The 18,484-nt window shown below is 65.0% G+C and carries 18 protein-coding genes and 3 tRNA genes; 6 read left to right on the top strand and 15 right to left on the bottom strand.

Features of this window, described 5'->3' with window-relative positions:
- Positions 1–54: 54 nt before the first annotated feature.
- Both C722_RS0106440 and C722_RS0106435 read left to right on the top strand, forming a co-directional pair.
- The gene (locus C722_RS0106440; RefSeq protein WP_017639718.1) at positions 55–1,386 is read left to right on the top strand and encodes a deoxyguanosinetriphosphate triphosphohydrolase; all 1,332 of its coding nucleotides are present in this window, start codon (positions 55–57) and stop codon (positions 1,384–1,386) included.
- Positions 1,387–1,397: 11 nt separating this feature from the next.
- Entirely contained in the window at positions 1,398–4,019 is a 2,622-nt protein-coding gene (locus C722_RS0106435; protein WP_017639717.1) for a ligase-associated DNA damage response DEXH box helicase, read from the top strand.
- Here the strand turns inward: C722_RS0106435 and C722_RS0106430 are convergent.
- Together C722_RS0106430 and C722_RS0106425 are read right to left on the bottom strand one after the other, a co-directional pair.
- Positions 3,973–4,824 (bottom strand): S1 RNA-binding domain-containing protein, encoded by an 852-nt coding sequence (locus tag C722_RS0106430; protein WP_017639716.1) that lies wholly within the window; start codon positions 4,822–4,824, stop codon positions 3,973–3,975. The genes C722_RS0106435 and C722_RS0106430 overlap by 47 nt on opposite strands.
- A 323-nt stretch (positions 4,825–5,147) precedes the next feature.
- Entirely contained in the window at positions 5,148–5,417 is a 270-nt protein-coding gene (locus C722_RS0106425; protein WP_231356421.1) for a hypothetical protein, read from the bottom strand.
- A gap of 759 nt (positions 5,418–6,176) precedes the next feature.
- On the opposite strand from C722_RS0106425, the gene C722_RS0106420 reads away from it, so the two are divergent.
- The 4 genes from C722_RS0106420 (at position 6,177) to dacB (ending at position 8,955) form a co-directional block, all read left to right on the top strand.
- Entirely contained in the window at positions 6,177–6,386 is a 210-nt protein-coding gene (locus tag C722_RS0106420; protein ID WP_007159089.1) for a cold-shock protein, read from the top strand.
- A gap of 104 nt (positions 6,387–6,490) precedes the next feature.
- Positions 6,491–7,147: a hypothetical protein gene (locus tag C722_RS0106415; RefSeq protein ID WP_017639714.1), complete on the top strand. Its 657-nt coding sequence runs from the start codon at positions 6,491–6,493 to the stop codon at positions 7,145–7,147.
- Between the two features lie 26 nt (positions 7,148–7,173).
- Positions 7,174–7,323, top strand: a complete 150-nt coding sequence (locus C722_RS26410) for a hypothetical protein (RefSeq protein ID WP_017639713.1) — start codon at positions 7,174–7,176, stop codon at positions 7,321–7,323.
- Positions 7,324–7,491: 168 nt separating this feature from the next.
- Complete coding sequence (gene dacB, locus C722_RS0106405) at positions 7,492–8,955, top strand: D-alanyl-D-alanine carboxypeptidase/D-alanyl-D-alanine-endopeptidase (protein ID WP_017639712.1); 1,464 nt, start codon at positions 7,492–7,494, stop codon at positions 8,953–8,955.
- A 159-nt stretch (positions 8,956–9,114) separates the two neighbouring features.
- Here the strand turns inward: dacB and C722_RS25680 are convergent, their stop codons facing one another.
- From C722_RS25680 to C722_RS0106340, 13 genes are all read right to left on the bottom strand, one after another.
- Positions 9,115–9,273: a DUF3309 family protein gene (locus tag C722_RS25680; RefSeq protein WP_017639711.1), complete on the bottom strand. Its 159-nt coding sequence runs from the start codon at positions 9,271–9,273 to the stop codon at positions 9,115–9,117.
- Between the two features lie 202 nt (positions 9,274–9,475).
- Complete coding sequence (locus C722_RS0106395; protein ID WP_017639710.1) at positions 9,476–11,131, bottom strand: cation acetate symporter; 1,656 nt, start codon at positions 11,129–11,131, stop codon at positions 9,476–9,478.
- The gene (locus tag C722_RS0106390) at positions 11,128–11,439 is read right to left on the bottom strand and encodes a DUF485 domain-containing protein (RefSeq protein WP_017639709.1); all 312 of its coding nucleotides are present in this window, start codon (positions 11,437–11,439) and stop codon (positions 11,128–11,130) included. Before C722_RS0106390 ends, C722_RS0106395 begins: the two co-directional genes overlap by 4 nt.
- A 96-nt stretch (positions 11,440–11,535) precedes the next feature.
- The gene (locus tag C722_RS0106385) at positions 11,536–12,438 is read right to left on the bottom strand and encodes an HlyD family secretion protein (protein ID WP_017639708.1); all 903 of its coding nucleotides are present in this window, start codon (positions 12,436–12,438) and stop codon (positions 11,536–11,538) included.
- Between the two features lie 28 nt (positions 12,439–12,466).
- A complete protein-coding gene (locus tag C722_RS0106380; protein ID WP_017639707.1) occupies positions 12,467–12,670 on the bottom strand; it encodes a DUF1656 domain-containing protein in 204 nt (67 codons plus the stop codon).
- Positions 12,657–14,660, bottom strand: coding sequence for an FUSC family protein (locus C722_RS0106375; RefSeq protein ID WP_017639706.1), 2,004 nt, complete (start codon positions 14,658–14,660; stop codon positions 12,657–12,659). Before C722_RS0106375 ends, C722_RS0106380 begins: the two co-directional genes overlap by 14 nt.
- A gap of 154 nt (positions 14,661–14,814) precedes the next feature.
- Positions 14,815–15,813, bottom strand: a complete 999-nt coding sequence (locus C722_RS0106370; RefSeq protein ID WP_017639705.1) for a tRNA-dihydrouridine synthase — start codon at positions 15,811–15,813, stop codon at positions 14,815–14,817.
- 2 nt (positions 15,814–15,815) lie between these two features.
- Complete coding sequence (locus tag C722_RS0106365; RefSeq protein ID WP_017639704.1) at positions 15,816–16,256, bottom strand: thioesterase family protein; 441 nt, start codon at positions 16,254–16,256, stop codon at positions 15,816–15,818.
- 142 nt (positions 16,257–16,398) lie between these two features.
- Positions 16,399–16,475: transfer RNA gene (locus tag C722_RS0106360), tRNA-Arg, on the bottom strand.
- Between the two features lie 60 nt (positions 16,476–16,535).
- Positions 16,536–16,612 (bottom strand) — tRNA-Arg (locus tag C722_RS0106355).
- A 106-nt stretch (positions 16,613–16,718) separates the two neighbouring features.
- Positions 16,719–16,809, bottom strand: a tRNA-Ser gene (locus tag C722_RS0106350).
- Between the two features lie 61 nt (positions 16,810–16,870).
- On the bottom strand, positions 16,871–17,056 hold the full coding sequence (gene csrA / locus C722_RS0106345) for a carbon storage regulator CsrA (protein ID WP_007159101.1): 186 nt from the start codon (positions 17,054–17,056) through the stop codon (positions 16,871–16,873).
- Between the two features lie 155 nt (positions 17,057–17,211).
- Positions 17,212–18,447 (bottom strand): aspartate kinase, encoded by a 1,236-nt coding sequence (locus C722_RS0106340; protein ID WP_017639703.1) that lies wholly within the window; start codon positions 18,445–18,447, stop codon positions 17,212–17,214.
- Positions 18,448–18,484: the final 37 nt, after the last annotated feature.

Here is an 18,484-nt window from a genome sequence, read left to right as displayed (position 1 = left end):
CGCCGAACGGCAATCGTCGGCGCTCCCCCTATCGGTGATAGCTCGAGGACGGCCTTGGACTGGCAGACACTTCTTATCCGCGAACGGCTGGGCAAACCCCTGCACAGCCCGGATGAACTGGGGCGCAGCCCCTTTCACAAGGACCACGATCGCATCATCTTTTCCGGCGCCTTCCGCCGGTTGGGACGCAAGACCCAGGTGCATCCCGTCACCAGCAACGATCACATTCATACCCGCCTGACCCACAGCCTGGAGGTGAGCTGCGTCGGCCGCTCCCTGGGCATGCGCGTGGGCGAGAGTCTGAGAGGCGCCCTGCCCGAGTGGTGCGATCCGAGCGACCTCGGCATGGTGGTGCAATCCGCCTGCCTGGCCCATGACATCGGCAATCCGCCCTTCGGCCATTCCGGCGAAGACGCCATCCGCTACTGGTTCACCCAGGCCGCCGGCCGCGGCTGGCTGGACGACATGAGCGAGGCGGAGCGCCAGGACTTCCTGCACTTCGAGGGCAACGCCCAGGGCTTCCGGGTGCTGACCCAGCTCGAATACCACCAGTTCGACGGCGGCACCCGCCTGACCTACGCGACCCTCGGTACCTATCTCAAGTACCCTTGGACGTCACGCTATGCCGCGGCGCCTGGCTACAAGAAGCACAAGTTCGGCTGCTACCAGAGCGAGCTGCCGCTGCTGGAGCAGATCGCCGAGAAACTCGAACTGCCGCTGCTGGGTCCGGAACGCTGGGCACGGCATCCGCTGGTCTACCTGATGGAGGCCGCCGACGACATCTGCTATGGGCTGATCGATCTGGAAGACGGCCTGGAGATGGAGCTGCTGGACTATGCCGAGGTCGAGGCGCTGCTGCTGGGCCTGGTCGGCGACGAGCTACCGGAAACCTATCGGCAACTCGGCCCCAAGGATTCGCGGCGGCGCAAGCTGGCCATCCTGCGTGGCAAGGCCATCGAGCACCTGACCAACGCCACCGCCCGTGCCTTCGTCGACCAGCAGGACGCCCTGCTCGCCGGCACCCTGGGCGATGACCTGGTCGAGCACATGGCCGGTCCGGCCAAGCTCTGCGTGCAGCGCGCCAAGGCCCTGGCCCGGGAGAAGATCTTCCACGACAAGCGCAAGACCCTGCACGAGATCGGCGCCTACACCACCCTGGAAATCCTGCTCAATGCCTTTTGCGGCGCCGCCCTGGAACAGCACCGCGGACGCGAGCCCTCGTTTAAGAGTCGCCGCATCCTCGACCTGCTGGGCAACAGCGCGCCCGACCCTTCCTGGACCCTGCACCAGGCCTTCATGCGGGTGATCGATTTCATCGCCGGCATGACCGACAGCTACGCCACCGCCATGGCGGCCGAGATGACCGGGCGTTCGAACCCGGTCTAAGGAGCGCCACGATGGCCACCGCACCCCGCACGCGCAAGGGCCCAGGCAGTCGCTGGCTGGCCGCCCAGGGCTGGAAGGCCTTTCCCTTCCAGCGCGAGGTGGCCAAGGCCATCGCCGCCGGCGAATCCGGCCTGCTGCACGCCACCACCGGCTCGGGCAAGACCTACGCCGTCTGGCTGGCCGCCCTGGATGCCTTCGTCGCGCCCAAGCCGATCACCGCCAAGGGCCTGCCCAGCAAACGCAAGCAGGCACCACCGCCGCTCACGGTGCTCTGGCTGACGCCCATGCGCGCCCTGGCGGCGGATACCCTGCGCGCCCTGGAGCGGCCGGTGCTCGACGAAGAACTGGAGTGGACCCTGGGCCTGCGCACCGGCGATACCGGCAGCAGCGAGCGCGCCCGGCAGAATCGCCGCCTGCCGACGGCCCTGGTCACCACGCCGGAGAGCCTGTCGCTGTTACTCTCCCGCGAGGACGCCCAGGAAGCCCTGGGCCAGGTCCGCCTGGTGGTCATCGACGAATGGCACGAATTGCTCGGCAACAAGCGCGGCACCCAGACGCAGCTCGCCCTGGCCCGCCTGCGGCGCTGGAATCCCGGGCTGCAGACCTGGGGCCTGTCGGCCACCCTCGGCAATCAGGCCCATGCGCTGGATGTGCTGCTGGCCGGTGCTCCGGGCCAGCTCGTCCAGGGTCGTCAGGACAAGCGCCTGCAGGTGGACACCCTGCTGCCCGAAGGCGGCGTCGAACGCTTCGCCTGGGCCGGGCACCTGGGCATGCGGCTGCTGCAGCAGGTGATCCGCGAACTGGAAGACAGCCCCACCACCCTGGTCTTCACCAACACCCGCGCCCAGACCGAACTCTGGTACCAGGCCCTGTTGCAGGCGCGCCCGGACTGGGCCGGTCTGATCGCCCTGCACCATGGCTCCATCGAGAAGCAGGCCCGCGAATGGGTGGAGGCCGGTCTCAAGAATGGCCAGCTCAAGGCGGTGATCTGTACCTCCAGCCTCGACCTCGGGGTGGATTTCCTGCCGGTGGAGCGGGTGCTGCAGATCGGCTCGCCCAAGAGCATCGCCCGCCTGCTGCAACGCGCCGGCCGCAGTGGTCACGCCCCGGGCCGCGCCTCGCGGGCGACCCTGGTTCCCACCTACAGCCTCGACCTGCTGGATGCGGCGGCCACCCGCCGTGCCATCACGGCGGGCGAGATCGAGGCGCGCACCGCACCCGCCAAGCCCCTGGATGTCCTGGTGCAGCACCTGGTGACTGTGGCCCTGGGCGGCGGCTTCGAGCCGGACGATCTGCTGCCGGAGATCCGCAGTGCCTGGGCCTATCGCCACCTCAGCGACGGCGAATGGATCTGGGCACTGGCCTTCGTTCGCAACGGGGGCGCTTCCCTGTCGGCCTACCCGGATTACCGCCGCGCCGAACCGGACGCCGAGGGCATCTGGCGCGTCCCCGACAAGCAACTGGCCAAGCGGCATCGGCTGGGCATCGGCACCATCGTCAGCGAGACCAGCCTCAATGTGCAGTTCTGGTCCAAGGGCGGCGGCGGCAATCGCCTGGGCAACATCGAGGAAGGCTTCATCGCCCGGCTGCGGCCCGGCGACCACTTTCTCTTCGCCGGTCGTACCCTGGAACTGGTACGGGTGGAAAACATGACGGTGTACGTGCGCCGTGCCAGCGGGCGCAAGGCCGCCATCCCGCGCTGGAGCGGCAGTCGCATGCCGCTTTCGGACACCCTCGCCAAGCACGTCCTGGCGCTGTTGGAAGACGCCGAGGCGCAGCGCTACGAGAGCCCGGAAATGCGCCTGCTGCAACCGCTGCTGGATGTACAGCGGCAGTGGTCGGCCCTGCCCAGCGCCCATTACCTGCTCGCCGAGACCCTGGAATCCCGCGAAGGCTCGCACCTGTTCCTCTATCCCTTCGCCGGGCGCCATGCCCACCTGGGGCTGGCCAGCCTGCTGGCCTGGCGCCTGGCGCAGCGGCGCCCCTGCACCTTTTCCATCGCCGTCAATGACTACGGCCTGGAACTGGTCTCGCCGGTCAGCCTGGACTGGCAGGAGCTGCTCGATGCCAGTCTCTTCACCACCGACAACCTGGTCAGCGATACCCTGGCCAGCCTCAACGCCGCCGAACTCGCCCAGCGCCGCTTTCGCGAGATCGCCCGCATCTCCGGGCTGATCTTTTCCGGCTACCCAGGGGCGCACAAGAGCAATCGCCAGTTGCAGGCCAGCAGCAGCCTCTTCTATCAGGTGTTTCGCCAATACGATCCCGACAACCTGCTGCTCGGCCAGGCCCAGACCGAGGTCCTGCGTCAGGAACTCGATGCCGACCGCTTGCAGCAGACCCTGACCCGGACCGGCGCCCTACCCCTGCGCCTGGTCACCCTGGACCATCCCTCGCCCTTCGCCCTGCCACTCATGGTCGAGCGACTGCGCGAGAGCCTGAGTTCGGAAAAGCTGGCCGACCGCATCACCCGCCTGGTCGGCGATCTGGAACGCGAAGCCGGGCCGGACGAGCGAGCCCGCGCCTTCGATCCCGAATCCCTGGTGCAACCCAGCCACGACAGCGATCTGACGCCGCGTCGCGGCGCTAGTCCGCGGCGTCCTCGCGTACAGAAATCCGGTCGTCCTCGATAACGATCCGGCCCTGGCGATAGAGATGGCCGATGGCCTTCTTGAAGTTGCCCTTGCTGACGCCGAACAGCTGATGGATCAGGGCCGGCGGACTGCTGTCGCTGAGTTCCAGCACCCCTCCCCGCGCCTTGGCCAAGCTGATGATCTGCTCGGCGAGATCGGTACCGGCGGCGGCCCCCTGGGGCTGCAGGGTCAGGCTGATCTTGCCGTCCGCCCGTATCTCGCGAATGAAGCCGCGCTCGCGCTGGCCCAGGCGCAGCGGCTTGAAGGCCTCGTTGCGATGCACCAGCCCCCAGTGCTTGTTGTCGACGATCACCTTATAGCCGAGGTCGGTCTGCTCGACGACCAGCAGCGGTACCGGTTGGCCGACCTTGTAGCGCGCCTGCTCGCGATCCAGATAGCGATCCAGCCGCGCGGTGGCGACGATCCGCCGGGTGCGGGTGTCCAGATGCACGTGCACCACGCAGTGATCGCCCACCTGCAGCGGCCGCTTCTCTTCGGAGTGCGGCAACAGCAGGTCCTTGGGCAGCCCCCAGTCGAGGAAGATCCCTACCCGACCCACCTCTACCACCCGCAGGCTGGCGAATCCGCCGACCTGTACCTTCGGCTTCTCGGTGGTGGCGATCAGGCGGTCTTCGCTGTCCAGATAGAGGAAGACGTTGAGCCAGTCGCCTTCGGCGCAGGGTTCGTCCCTCGGCGCATAGCGACGCGGCAGCAGCACCTCGCCGTCGTTGCCGGCATCCAGGAACAGGCCGATGGGGGTATTGCGCAAAATCTGCAAGCTGTTGAAGCGACCCAACAAGGCCATGAGTGGAGACTCCTGTAGAAAGCGGTGCATTTTACCGCGATCAGCAAAGCCACTGCTTGCTCGCTACCCTGGCCCCTTGAAAGGATCGCTCAGCATCGTGCGAAGCCTTGATGGCCGCCGGGTGTCGCCCGGGTAGCGAACCTCGACCCGATGCGACGCTATCCCGGCACGGTTTGGCGCCATACCCTGCTGGAGACCTACCTGCCGTTCACAGCGGATGGAGCCTGCTGACGTCCGGGCAGCGCTGCCTGCATGAAAGTGATCGGCGCTTGCTCGATAGATGCCTTCCCACCAACTCAACCCGCATCCAGTGACCGCCAGATTCAGGCGGTCAGGCAATCATCGGCGAGTGGAATCTCGATGAAGAGACCAACGGTGTCAGCCTCGACCCGCATGGCTGCCACCACCGCATTCAGCAAGAACGGATTGGTAGCCTGCTCGTTGGTCACTATTCGCTGGGTCAGCTTGATCGACTGCTGGGCATGGTAGACAGCTACCAGTATTTCATTGAGGTTCAGGCGACGAAGCTCGACCCGGTATCCGGCGAGTCCGTGGCCCAATGCGCGTCCTGCGCATTCGAGACCGTTTTTCACGGTAAATCCTTGAACCCTTGCGGTTCGGGGTAATGAATCGAACGAAATAATAGCATCTAGCCACTACCCGCATTGAGCAGGCCGTCACCGTTTCGACACCACTGGCCTATGGCGACAGCGAAAACGAAAAGCCTTTGCCCGCGACCGCTGAGCGTTTGCTTCGACCGGCTGAAAACCTTCCCCTAGCCGGGACCCGCTCTTGGGTACCATACCGGTCACGAAAAGACTCCGGATAAACCTCAGCTGGCCGAATCGCGCCGCCTGGAACCCCGAACGATGGCCTTGGCAGAATGCTGGTGGGCAACACGATAGGGTGGAAGAGACAGATCCTCACAGGCTCCTGAAAACCTGAATAATCAGCCCTCACGCACTACTGATTGCCGGGCACGATGCACTGCCCAGCGACTCGGCCAACGACACCTTGCGTCAGGGAAACGATTCAGCACGGATCCTTTTCGGCAGTCGACAGGCCCATGCCCAGGATTGCGATACGCCTCCCCTGCGCCAACAGCCATTTGCCCGCTCTAGCCACCACTTCGACCATGGTCGCTAAAGTCAACATCGAGCAGCTCAAAGGTCTTGTTTTGCGCAAGCCAGTCTGAGACCATCCATCGCTGTCAGGTGAGGCTGTCTCTACAAAGCGGCTCACCTGTCGAGAACCTGGAGTACATCAGGGCCAGCTTTCGCGGCATGGGTTTCTCCTCGTTTCAAAACTGTCGTCCTTCGGACAACAACGTCATCTTATTCAAGGAGAAATCCATGTCTACTCGCCAAACTGGCACCGTCAAGTGGTTCAACGACGAGAAAGGCTTCGGCTTCATCACCCCCCAGAGCGGCCCGGACGTGTTCGTTCACTACCGTTCCATTCAGGGTAACGGCTTCAAGAGCCTGCAAGAAGGCCAGGCCGTTTCCTTCCTGGTCGTGCAAGGCCAGAAAGGCCTGCAGGCCGATGAGGTGCAGGTGATCTAATCACCCGCCTTCTCGAAAAAGCCCAACCCCCGGTTGGGCTTTTTTTTGCGCGGACGTCGGCCAACCAACGTTCGCAATAGCGACCTAGGGATGAGGTGCGTCTTGTGAAAACCTTCGCTGCCCTGCTCTTCCTGCTCCTGCTCGCCGGTTGCGCCGCCTTTCCCGGTGACGAACTCCCTTCCCAGCCGTTCCGCGCTCCCGCAAGCGAGCGACAGCAGCGCCCCAATGTCCTGGTGGAGTTCAATTTCTATCGAGGCGAGGTCGAAGACGCCAAGGAGGCGACCTCCATCGCCGTGGCCCGCGAAGGCCTGAAGCCCAGGCTGCGCCAAGTCCTGGAGCACTCCCAGCTGTTCGACCGTATCATCCTGGTGCCGGAGCCCGGCAGGCCGGACGACGCCTTGCTGCGCCTCAAGCTCTACAACAGCACCTCCTATGCCGCGGCCATTGCCAGCGGCCTGATCACTGGTGCCACCTTCTTTCTCGTCCCGGGTACCGCCAGGGACGACTATGTACTGACCGCCGAGTGGCTGGCGCCGGGGGGCAGCACGCCCACCCGCGTGCGCAATGCCAGCTCGGTGCGCACCTGGATGGGGGTCTGGTTCCTGCCCCTGGCCGCCAGCCATCAGGCCGGCACCGCCATCGAGGACACCTTCGCGCGGCAGGTCAACGAGGCCCTGCGGCAATTGCAGGCCGCCGGCGTGTTCACCGACCACTCCTCGCCCCAGGGGAACGGCGAAACGCCTGCACCGGTCACACCTTGACCGGCAATCAAGCAGACGAGGATCCCATGGCCGAAGAAAAGCGCAAAGCCGACGAACGCGAACTGCCCAAGGACGAAAAGCCCCTGCGCACCGAGCACGCCAAGACCGATGACGGACGCGATCCGCCTTCGCCCAACAGTCCGGACCGCACCAAGGACGCCACGGGCTACAACTGATCCCGCCCTTTCCAGACACGACCGCCAAGGCGGTCGTTTCTTTGTCTGCGTGCTGCCCCTTGGGATTGGCTCGTCCCGCCCTCCTTACTGCATAATGCCCGCACTCCGACGTCTATCGGCCCCTTTTCTCTTCAACTAGGCCGGTACCCTGCCAAGGTGTGTGTCCCGATGCGAAAGACTTTCCGATCTCTGGGCCTGCTGCTGAGCTGCTGCGCCCTGGGCTTTTCCCTGCCCGTCAGTGCCGATACCTCCTACCTGCCGCCGCGAATCGAAAAGGCGATGCAGACCAACAAGATTCCCGGTAGCGATCTGTCGCTGGTGATGCTGCCCCTCGACGGCCCGGGCGAAAACGACTACTACAACGCCGACGTCTCGGTGAATCCGGCGTCGACCATGAAGCTGATCACCACCTATGCCGCCCTGGAACTGCTGGGCCCCACCTACCAGTGGAGGACCGAGTTCTATACCGACGGCACCCTCAAGGACGGCATCCTCAACGGCAACCTCTATCTCAAGGGTGGCGGCGATCCCAAGCTGAACATGGAGCGCCTCTGGCTGCTCATGCGCGACCTGCGCGCCAATGGCGTGCTGGAGGTCACCGGCGACCTGGTGCTGGATCGTGGCCGCTTCGTGAAACCCAATCTGCCGGCCTTCAACGATGACGGCGAAGACGAGAACAAGACCTTCCTGGTGGGGCCGGATTCGCTGCTGGTGAACCTGAAATCGGTACGCATGGTGGTGCGCTCGGCCGATGGCCGCGTCAGCGTCTCCATGGATCCACCGCTGACCAACGTCAACATCGATAACCAGATGCGCGCCACTGGCAAGAGCGGCTGCCCCGCCTGGCCGGATGTGCGTTTCAATCCGGTGCCCCAGGCCGATGGCAGCACTAGCCTCATCGTCAGCGGCCAGTTGCCGGACGGCTGCAACGCCCAGAGCTATCTGTCGCTGCTCGATCACCCGGCCTACACCGCCGGCGCAGTGCGGGCCATCTGGCAGGAGCTGGGCGGCAGCATCAAGGGCCGCACCCGCGAGGGCAGCGTGCCGCGCAACGCCGAGGTACTGGCGCGGGCCTTCTCGCCCGATGTGGTGGAGATCATTCGCGACATCAACAAGTACAGCAACAACACCATGGCCCAGCAGCTGTTCCTGTCCATCGGCGCGCAATTCCGCACCTCGGCGGATGCCGACGACGGCAAGGCGGCGCTGCGGGTCATCCGCTCGTGGCTGGCGCGCAAGGGCATCAATGCCAGCCACCTGATCATGGAGAACGGCTCGGGCCTGTCCCGCGCCGAGCGGGTCAGCGCGCGGGAGATGGCGGAGATCCTCAGATCGGCCTGGCAGAGCCCCTATGGGCCGGAGTTCATCTCCTCGCTGCCGCTGGCCGGCATGGACGGCACCCTGCGCAAACGCATGAAGAATTCGCCGCTGACCGGCCAGGCGCACATGAAGACCGGCACCCTGAACAACGTGCGCGCCCTGGCAGGCTTCGTCCGGGACGCCAATGCCCGCAACTGGGTGGTGGTCGCCATCCTCAACAGCAGCCGTCCCTGGGGTGCCTCCTCCATCCTGGACGAGGTCGTGCTGGATCTCTATCTGCGCAGCCGCCAGGACGGCGCGGTCGCCAACTGACGCGCAAAACAAAACCGGCGTCTGCTCACGCAGACGCCGGTTTTGTTTACAGCACTCGGCAAGGCAGGCCGGAAAGCCGACGTTACCGCGCTGCACCGCATTGGGCAAGACCTTTGTCCAATGCACCCTTGTGGGGCATTTTCAGGCCGCGGCTACGGCCTAGATCATGCCGAGCAAGAGCAGCACCAGCAGGACCACCAGGATGGTGCCCACGATGCCGGACGGGCCATAGCCCCAGCTGCGCGAATGGGGGAACACCGGAAGTCCGCCGATGAGCAGGACCAGCAGCACCAGAACCAGGATGGTCGAGAGAGTCATCTGCCATTCTCCATGAAGGCCAGGGGTCGACCGCCGTCGTAACAGGTTGCTACGAAGCGACGGGCCTGTTCCATGGACCCGCGCCAGCGGCGGAAAATTCCGAAGTCGTCAGGCGACCTCTGCCATCCCTCGATCCACCGGTGTTCCCGGCAAAAAAAAGCCCGGATCAGGGATCCGGGCTCGGTCTTGGTGCAGGTATCTATCAGTGCGAGACGGCGCCGCTGGCCCCCAGGCCGGTCTGGGATCTGACGAACTGCGGGTAGAAGCGCGCGCGCTCTTCTTCGGCAGCCGCCGACTTGTCGGTGATGGAGAAGAACCAGATGCCGATGAAGGCCACGGCGATGGAGAACAGCGCCGGGTATTCATAGGGGTAGATCGGCTTGGCATGACCGAGGATGGTCACCCAGATGGTCGGGCCGAGCACCATCAGGGCCACCGCGGTGATCAGGCCGAGCCAGCCACCGATCATGGCGCCCCGCGTGGTCAAGCGCTTCCAGTACATCGAGAGCAGCAGGATGGGGAAGTTGCAGCTGGCGGCGATGGAGAAGGCCAGGCCCACCATGAAGGCGATGTTCTGCTTCTCGAAGAGGATGCCCAGGGCAATGGCGACTACGCCCAGCGCCACGGTGGTCATCTTGGAGACGCGAATCTCGTCCTTCTCGTTGGCCTTGCCCTTCTTGATCACGCTGGCGTAGAGGTCATGGGAGACCGCCGAAGCACCGGCCAGGGTCAGACCGGCCACCACCGCCAGGATGGTGGCGAAGGCCACCGCCGAGATGAAGCCCAGGAAGATGCTGCCGCCCACGGCGTTGGCCAGGTGCACCGCCGCCATGTTGTTGCCGCCCAGCAGGGCGCCGGCGGCGTCCTTGAAGGCCGGGTTGGTGCTGACCAGCAGGATGGCGCCAAAGCCGATGATGAAGGTCAGGATGTAGAAGTAGCCGATGAAGCCGGTGGCGTAGAACACGCTCTTGCGGGCTTCCTTGGCGTCGCTCACGGTGAAGAAGCGCATCAGGATGTGCGGCAGGCCGGCGGTGCCGAACATCAGCGCCAGACCCAGGGAGAAGGCCGAGATCGGATCCTTCACCAGGCCGCCGGGGCTCATGATGGCCTCGCCTTTCGGATGCACGGCGATGGCTTCGGCGAACAGTCGGTTGAAGTCGAAGCCGACGTGCTTCATCACCATGAAGGCCATGAAGCTGGCGCCGGACAGCAGCAGCACCGCCTTGATGATCTGCACCCAGGTGGTGGCCAGCATGCCGCCGAAGAGGACGTAGAGCACCATGAGGATGCCCACCAGCACCACGGCCAGGGTGTAGTCCAGGCCGAACAGCAGCTGGATCAGCTTGCCGGCACCGACCATCTGGGCGATCAGGTAGAGGGCGACCACCACCAGCGAACCGCAGGCGGACAGGGTACGGATGTCCTTTTGCTTGAGGCGATAGGACGCCACGTCGGCGAAGGTGTACTTGCCCAGGTTGCGCAGGCGCTCGGCGATCAGGAACAGGATGATCGGCCAGCCCACCAGGAAGCCGATGGAGTAGATCAGGCCGTCGTAGCCGGAGGTGAACACCAGGGCGGAAATGCCCAGGAAAGAGGCGGCCGACATGTAGTCACCGGCGATGGCCAGACCATTCTGGAAACCGGTGATGCGCCCGCCAGCGGCGTAGTAGTCCGCCGCCGAGCGGTTGCGCTTGGATGCCCAGTAGGTGATACCCAGGGTGGCGCCGACGAAGGCCACGAACATCAGGATGGCTGAGACGTTCAGGGGTTGGCGCTGGACCGCGCCGCTGATGGCGTCGGCCGCCCACAGCGAAGGCGAGAGGGCCAGCAGTGCAGCGGCCAGGGAAAGACGTCTCATGGCTGCACCTCCCGGAGGATTTCCGCGTTGAGCCGATCGAATTCGCCATTGGCCCGGCGTACATAGATACCGGTCAGGACGAAGGCCGACAGGATCAGACCGACGCCTAGGGGAATGCCCCAGGTCATGGCGGTCTCCGCATGGATACGGGTGCCGAGGACCCTGGGGGCGAAGGCGATCAGGAGAATGAAGGCGGAATAGAGTCCGAGCATGATGGCGGAGAGCGTCCAGGCAAAGCGCCCGCGCTTGGTCACCAGTTCTTGGAAACGCGGACTGGCTTCAATCCGCCGGTAGGTGCTGTCATTCATTATTGTTGTTCCTTACAGCATGACGGGAGCGTCGAGCTCTACTCTAGGCCCGCCCGGTAAGGCTTCCAGACGACTTTAGTCGTACCTTCTCCGACCTCAGTAATCCCAGAGCCGACGCCAGCCCTGCAGCGGGTGGTGACCCTCGCCATCGAGCACCGAGACGCTCGCCGTCATGCCGGCGCTGAGGTGGATATCCGCCGGTACGTCCAGCAGTTCGATGCGCACCGGAATGCGTTGCGCCAGGCGCACCCAGTTGAAGGTCGGCTCGACGTTGGCCAGCAACTGGGCATCGTTCGCCGCATTGCGATCGGTGATGCCGCTGCTGATGCTCGCCACCCGGCCCTGCAGCGGCGCCGCCTGATTCATCAGGCGCACCCGTACCGCATCACCGGGGTGGATAGAGGGGATCTTGGTCTCCTCGAAATAGGCCATGACGTAGAAGGACTTGGTATCCACCAGCGCCATCACCGCCTGGCCGGTCTGCACATAGTTGCCCTCGGCGAATCTGAGGTTGGTGATCCGCCCTTCCCGCGGCGCCAGCACCCGGCTGCGATCCAGGTTGATCTGGGCCAGGTTCACATCGCTCAGGGCTTCCTGGTACTGGCTGCGGGCGACGGCGACATTGACCTGGGCGGTCTCGCGGTCCTCGGCGCTGATGGCGCTGGTACCCAGGCGCTGGCGCCGGGCCGCCTCGCTCTCGCGCAGACGCAGTTGTTGCTGGCGCGTCTCGGCCACCGCCTTGGCATGGGCGAGATTGGCCTGATAACGCTGCTGATCGATCTGCAGGAGCAGATCTCCCGGCTTGACCAATTGGTTGTCCACCACCGCCAGACGGGTCACCCAGCCGGACACGTCGGGCGCGACCACCACCACATCGGCCCGTACCCGCGCATCGCGCGTCCAGGGCGTATAGAGATAGAAATGCCACAGCCAGGTGCCGGCCAGGATGGCGAGCAGTACCACGATCAGGGTTATCGCCACACGCAGGGTCTTGTGCATCGCCTTTGCGATCCTCTTGTCATAGGGCTCAGGTGGCCAGCACGGCCACGATGCCGGCCAGCCAGAGCACGAACAGCGCGCAGCCGAACAGGGCGCCGTGCCAGAGATGGCGGCCGAGGCCGCTGCGCTGCAACAGCCACAGCGAGAGGGCCGTCAGCAATAGCGCCAGGACGCCATAGACGAACAGCGGCCCCAGGTAGACCCCGCCGATGGCCCATTCATGCAGATTCATCCGCGCCCTCCTCCACTACCGCCTCTAGACAACAGCTGCGCCAGGTCTGCTGGAGCTGGCCGATGGCACCGCGCGCCAGTCGATGCGGCTCATCGTCCGGCGCCTGGTCCAGCGCCTGGCGCAAACGCTCCGCTGCGGCGTCCAGCGCGCCCGGCTGGAGGTCACCGAAGCCCACTTCCAGCTGTTCGGCAAAGCGCGCGAGAAAGGCATCCCGCGCCCGCTCCACCTCGCCCTGGGCATCGGCCAGGCAGGCGCGCAGGTGCAGCAATTCGTTGCCCAGGTCCAGCGCCAGCAATCCCTGCTCCCAGCGCCCGCGCTCGCCCGCCGACAGCTGATCGATATGCCGCGCCAGCAGCAACAGGCGATCCGCCATGCGTCCACCGAACCAGGTCTCGGCATTGGCCAGAGGGACCCTGGTCAGTCGCTGCAGGTCGTAGGTGGTGGCCTCCAGGATCCGGCGACTGGTACGCCGCGGCGTCCGCAGGCTGATCAGCCGGAACATCAGCACCGCTGCGCCCACCCCGATCAGCAGACTCTGCAACTGGTTGAGCAAGGCGCCCATTTCCACCTGGCCGTGATTGTTGGGCGAAACCAGCACCAGCAGGTGGATGGCGAAGGCCGTCGCGGTGCCCACCACGCTGGGTGGACCGGCCATCCCCAGGGCGGCAAAGAACAGCGGAACCCCCAGTACCAGGCACAGCAGCGGATAGCCACTGATCTGCGGCAACAGCACCTGGCTGACGAGGATGGCGACCGGTGCGGCATAGAGGATGCCGCGCAGGAACCCGAGACCTATGGTCGCGGCGTTGTCGCGATTGGCGAACAGACTGCAGATGACGCCGGCCATGAGCATGGCACCCGGCGCCGAGGGCCAGGCACTGGCCAGCCAGAAGACGCCCACGGCCAGCAGCGCACAGGCGCTGCGCAGGCCATAGAGCAGCGCCGTCTGGACATCGCGATGGCGGGCCAATGCCGAGGGCGCCACGGCGCTGAGCTGCGCCGTATGGACGCTGTCCAGGGCTCGACCGGCGAGCAAAATCTTGTCCAGCAGGATGGCGAAGCGGGCCAGCAGGTAGCGCTGGTCGTTGTCCAGCTCCGGGGCGGTGCCGGCAGCCTCTCGCAGACGCTGCAGGAGGGCCTCCAGAGCGGGAGCCTGGGGGTCGGCCAGGGTCACCAGCAGTTCGTCGCGCCAGGGCTGCAGCGCGCCCCTTCGCGACTCGTCCAGGCCACGCCACTGGCGCATGGCGCCGCGAGCGGTGCGCAGCAGGCTGAGCAGGTCGCGCGAGAGCAGGCGCAGCGCCCGGGCACGCTGCCGGCCACGCTGGCCTTCGAACCAGGCATGGTCGCGCTGGGCGTCCACCGCCACCACCTGGCCGAGCATGGCCAGCAGGCCCTGGGTGGCGTCCTGGGCCTCCGCCAGCTCCGCCCGCGCGGCGGCCACGCCCTGCTCCCAGGTGCGCCGCGCCTGAGCGGCCAGATTCTGCTCCACGCGCTGCGGCCAGAACAGCGCGCTGACCGCCGAGGCCACGACGATGCCCAGGCAGATCTCGGTACAGCGGGCCACCGCCTGGTCGAACACCGTCAGCGGATGGGCGATGGCGGGCAGACCGATGATCGCCACCGTATAGCCGGCCAGGACGAAGCCATAGGCGACATGGTTGCGCAGCAGGGTCGAGGCGGCCGTGCAGAGGGCCATCCAACCCGCCAGGACCAGCAGGAACAGCCAGGGGGTCTGGGCGAAGAAGCCCATGAGTACCACCGCCATGCAGGTGCCAGCGAGGGTGCCGAGCAGGCGGAACAATCCCTTGGCCAGCACCATGCCGGACAGCGGCTGGGAGACGATCATCACCGTCATGCAGGCCCAGACCGGTTGCTCGAGGCTGAAACGAAAGGCCAGCCAGAGCGCCAGTCCGGCGGCGAACAGGGTCTTGCCGGCAAAGAGGAGCGCCGCCGGCGTGGGTGCGAGAAAGACCGTCCAGGGTAGGCGCACGTTGGCTCTTGGTCTGCAGGGGATCCAGCATAGGCCGCGCGACCCGAGCGAAGTTCCAGCGGGTCGCCCGGACGAAAAAAAGGCGACCTGGGGGTCGCCTGAAGTGCCTTGCGTGCTCGAGCGACGACGCTCCGTCGTCACCACTCGCTGCAGACTAGACGAGTTGCAGCCGGCGTTCTTGATCGAGATCAAGATTGCCCGGGTTTTGCCCGGCCATGCCGAGCAGGCGGTCGATCAGAGCGCAGTCGGATTCACGCCGCACCTGGGCGAACAGAGCCGCCGCCTCGGGATAGCTGCGCGTCAGCATGCCCAGCCACTGTTTGAGGCGCCCTGGGGCGTAGCGCGGCGCCAGCTTGCGCTGCGCCATGACCCAGAAGCGCTGCACTCGCGGCAGGATCTCGGCCCAGCTTTGCACAGCCGTCTCCTCGCCGCGTACGGCAGCGGCGATCTGCAGCGCCAGATCCGGTCGCGAGACCAGGCCGCGGCCCAGCATGACCGAGGCCTGACCGCTGACACTGCGGCAGCGCCAGTAATCATCCAGAGTCCAGATCTCGCCATTGGCCAGCACCGGTACGGACACCCGGTCGGCCACCCGCGCCACCCACTCCCAGTGCGCCGGCGGCCGATAGCCCTCGACCTTGGTTCGTGCATGGACCACCAGTTGCGCCGCACCGCCTTCCGCCAGGGCCTCGGCGCAGGCCAGGGCGCTGTTCGGACTGTCATAGCCCAGGCGCATCTTGGCGGTGACCGGAATGTGCGCCGGAACGGCCTGACGCACGTTCTCGACGATCCGGTTGAGCAGTTCCGGCTCCTTGAGCAGCACCGCGCCGCCGCGGGACTTGTTGACGGTCTTGGCCGGGCAGCCGAAGTTGAGGTCGATCACCGGTGCGCCCAGGGTGCAGGCGAAGGCCGCATTGTCGGCCAGGCAGGCCGGATCCGAGCCCAGCAGTTGCACCCGCATGGGGGTGCCCGATGGCGTACGCGCACCCTGCCCCAGCTCCGGCGCCAGCTTGGCGAAGGCCGCCGCCGGCAGCAGGCGATCGCAGACACGGATGAATTCGCTCACGCACCAGTCGAGTCCACCGACTTCGGTCAGCAACTCGCGCAGGATGTCGTCGACGAGTCCCTCCATGGGCGCCAGGGCGATCTCCATGGTCAGACGTCCTCGCCGGGCAGCGCCTGACCGTAACCGGCCAGGAACTCAGGCGGCATACGCTTGGGCTTGCCGGAAGACAGCTCGATGCAGACGAAGGTCGTCCGGGCGCGCAGCAGGGTCACGCCATCGGCGGGACGCTGCAGCTGGAATTGCCGGGTCATGCGCAGACGGCGATCCCAGTCCACCAGCCAGGTGCCGAGCACCAGCTCATCGTCCTGGTAACCGCTGCTGAGGTAGTCGATCTCGTGGCGCACCACGGCCATGGCGCGATCCAGGCGCTGGAAGGTGGCCAGGTCCAGGCCCAGGGCCGCCGAATGCTGCCAGGCGCACTGTTCGAGCCAGCTGACGTAGACGGCATTGTTGGCATGGCCCAGGCCGTCGATGTGCTCGGCACCGATGCGCAGCGGCAGGAGATGGGGCGTCGGTCTGTCCCACTGCATGATGAGACCCTCTCGCGGGCAAGGTCGAAAGACGGAAGGCCAGGCCGAACGGGATCCTGGCCAGGTCATCGGTCGCGGATACTGGCATGAATCCGCGGACAATAAAAAAGGGCCTGCATCGCTGCAGGCCCTTCTTCATGTTTGGCGCACTCGGGAGGATTCGAACCTCCGACCGCTCGGTTCGTAGCCGAGTACTCTATCCAGCTGAGCTACGAGTGCGTTTCGGTGAGTTTAGCCAGAACACCGCTGGTACTGCTGAAGCCAGAAGCTTCGTCGATTTGGCGCACTCGGGAGGATTCGAACCTCCGACCGCTCGGTTCGTAGCCGAGTACTCTATCCAGCTGAGCTACGAGTGCGTTGAAGCTGCGTATTCTAGCTTCCGTTTCTGATGTGTCAAGCAAATTTGCTTGTTTATCAGGTACTTACCATTTGGTCAGTACAGCGGAGCCAGTTTGAAGCAAATGGCGGTGAGGGAGGGATTCGAACCCTCGACACCCTTTTGAGGTGTACTCCCTTAGCAGGGGAGCGCCTTCGGCCACTCGGCCACCTCACCGCAACGGGGCGAAACTATATCGAAGGTTTGCCCGTTTGCAAAGAGAAAAATTCAAAAAAAATCAGTGGTTTGGTTCTTGGTCCTTTTCCTTCTGGATGCGCTGGTAGATTTCCTCGCGATGAACCGCGACTTCCTTGGGTGCATTGACGCCAATGCGGACCTGGTTGCCCTTGACTCCCAGTACCGTCACGGTGACTTCGTCACCCACCATCAGGGTCTCACCAACCCGACGAGTCAAAATAAGCATTCCATTCTCCTTAAGCTTTAACTCAGTCTGCACGTATGAACCGAAACGATCCCTGAATGGACCCTCTAGTCGCTATTGACCTCTGTCCATGCAAGTAAAGTTCCGCAAGAGCCGCGATAGATGAGGCCCCTGTGGCAGGGACCTCGCTTGGCGGGTCACTCGGCGCCGCGTGCGGGGGCGTCGAGCTCGAAAGCGGTGTGCAGCGCGCGAACGGCCAGCTCGAGGTATTTCTCCTCGATGACCACCGACACCTTGATCTCGGAGGTGGAGATCATCTGGATGTTGATGCTCTCCTTGGCCAGGGCTTCGAACATCTGGCTGGCCACGCCGGCGTGGGATCTCATGCCGACGCCGACGATGGAGACCTTGGCGATCTTGCTGTCGCCCACGGACTCACGGGCACCGATCTCGACACCGGTGCGCTTGAGGATCTCCAGGGCCGCCTGGTAGTCGTTACGGTGCACGGTAAAGGTGAAGTCGGTGGTGTTATCGTGCGCGACGTTCTGCACGATCATGTCGACTTCGATGTTGGCCGCGCTGATCGGGCCGAGGATCTTGAAGGCCACGCCGGGGGTATCCGGCACACCGCGAATGGTCAGCTTGGCTTCGTCACGGTTGAAGGCGATGCCGGAGATGATCGGCTGTTCCATGGATTCCTCTTCATCAAGGGTAATGAGGGTGCCCGGACCCTCCTGAAAGCTGTGCAGCACGCGCAGCGGCACGTTGTATTTGCCGGCGAATTCCACCGAGCGGATCTGCAGCACCTTGGAGCCGAGGCTGGCCATTTCCAGCATTTCCTCGAAGGTGATCTTGTCCAGCCGCTGGGCCTGGGGCACCACGCGCGGATCGGTGGTGTAGACGCCGTCGACGTCGGTGTAGATCTGGCATTCGTCGGCCTTCAGCGCGGCCGCCAGGGCCACGCCCGTGGTGTCGGAGCCACCACGGCCCAGGGTGGTGATGTTGCCCTGCTCGTCGACGCCCTGGAAGCCGGCCACGACCACGACCTTGCGTGCCTTGAGGTCGGCGCGGATGCGGGCATCGTCGATCTGCTGGATACGTGCCTTGGTGTGGGCGCTGTCGGTGAGGATGCGCACCTGGCTGCCCGTGTAGGAGACCGCCTGGACGCCGCGCTTGAGCAGCGCCATGGTCAGCAGGCCGATGGTGACCTGCTCGCCGGTGGAGACCATGACATCCAGCTCGCGCGGATCGGGTTGCTCCATGATCTGCTTGGCGAGGCCGATGAGGCGATTGGTCTCGCCACTCATGGCCGACACCACCACGACGATCTGGTCGCCCGCTTCGTGGAAGCGTTTCACCTTGTCGGCGACCTGCTCGATACGCTCCACCGTACCCACCGAGGTACCGCCGAATTTCTGTACGATCAATGCCATTGCTTGCTGCCCGTCCGCAGAAAAATCTGATTCATGT

Source organism: Pseudomonas sp. 313, from assembly GCF_000316965.1.
Lineage (GTDB): Bacteria > Pseudomonadota > Gammaproteobacteria > Pseudomonadales > Pseudomonadaceae > Chryseomonas > Chryseomonas benzopyrenica.
Note: the sequence above shows the minus strand (reverse complement) of the source record. Positions and strands in the feature narration are given on the sequence as shown.

Coding starts and splice junctions, on each gene's coding strand:
- C722_RS0106435 (WP_017639717.1), top strand. CDS start 1,398: ATGGCCACCGCACCCCGCACGCGCAAGGGCCCAGGCAGTCGCTGGCTG.
- C722_RS0106430 (WP_017639716.1), bottom strand. CDS start 4,824: ATGGCCTTGTTGGGTCGCTTCAACAGCTTGCAGATTTTGCGCAATACC.
- C722_RS0106420 (WP_007159089.1), top strand. CDS start 6,177: ATGTCTACTCGCCAAACTGGCACCGTCAAGTGGTTCAACGACGAGAAA.
- C722_RS26410 (WP_017639713.1), top strand. CDS start 7,174: ATGGCCGAAGAAAAGCGCAAAGCCGACGAACGCGAACTGCCCAAGGAC.
- dacB (WP_017639712.1), top strand. CDS start 7,492: ATGCGAAAGACTTTCCGATCTCTGGGCCTGCTGCTGAGCTGCTGCGCC.
- C722_RS25680 (WP_017639711.1), bottom strand. CDS start 9,273: ATGACTCTCTCGACCATCCTGGTTCTGGTGCTGCTGGTCCTGCTCATC.
- C722_RS0106395 (WP_017639710.1), bottom strand. CDS start 11,131: ATGAGACGTCTTTCCCTGGCCGCTGCACTGCTGGCCCTCTCGCCTTCG.
- C722_RS0106390 (WP_017639709.1), bottom strand. CDS start 11,439: ATGAATGACAGCACCTACCGGCGGATTGAAGCCAGTCCGCGTTTCCAA.
- C722_RS0106385 (WP_017639708.1), bottom strand. CDS start 12,438: ATGCACAAGACCCTGCGTGTGGCGATAACCCTGATCGTGGTACTGCTC.
- C722_RS0106380 (WP_017639707.1), bottom strand. CDS start 12,670: ATGAATCTGCATGAATGGGCCATCGGCGGGGTCTACCTGGGGCCGCTG.
- C722_RS0106370 (WP_017639705.1), bottom strand. CDS start 15,813: ATGGAGATCGCCCTGGCGCCCATGGAGGGACTCGTCGACGACATCCTG.
- C722_RS0106365 (WP_017639704.1), bottom strand. CDS start 16,256: ATGCAGTGGGACAGACCGACGCCCCATCTCCTGCCGCTGCGCATCGGT.
- csrA (WP_007159101.1), bottom strand. CDS start 17,056: ATGCTTATTTTGACTCGTCGGGTTGGTGAGACCCTGATGGTGGGTGAC.
- C722_RS0106340 (WP_017639703.1), bottom strand. CDS start 18,447: ATGGCATTGATCGTACAGAAATTCGGCGGTACCTCGGTGGGTACGGTG.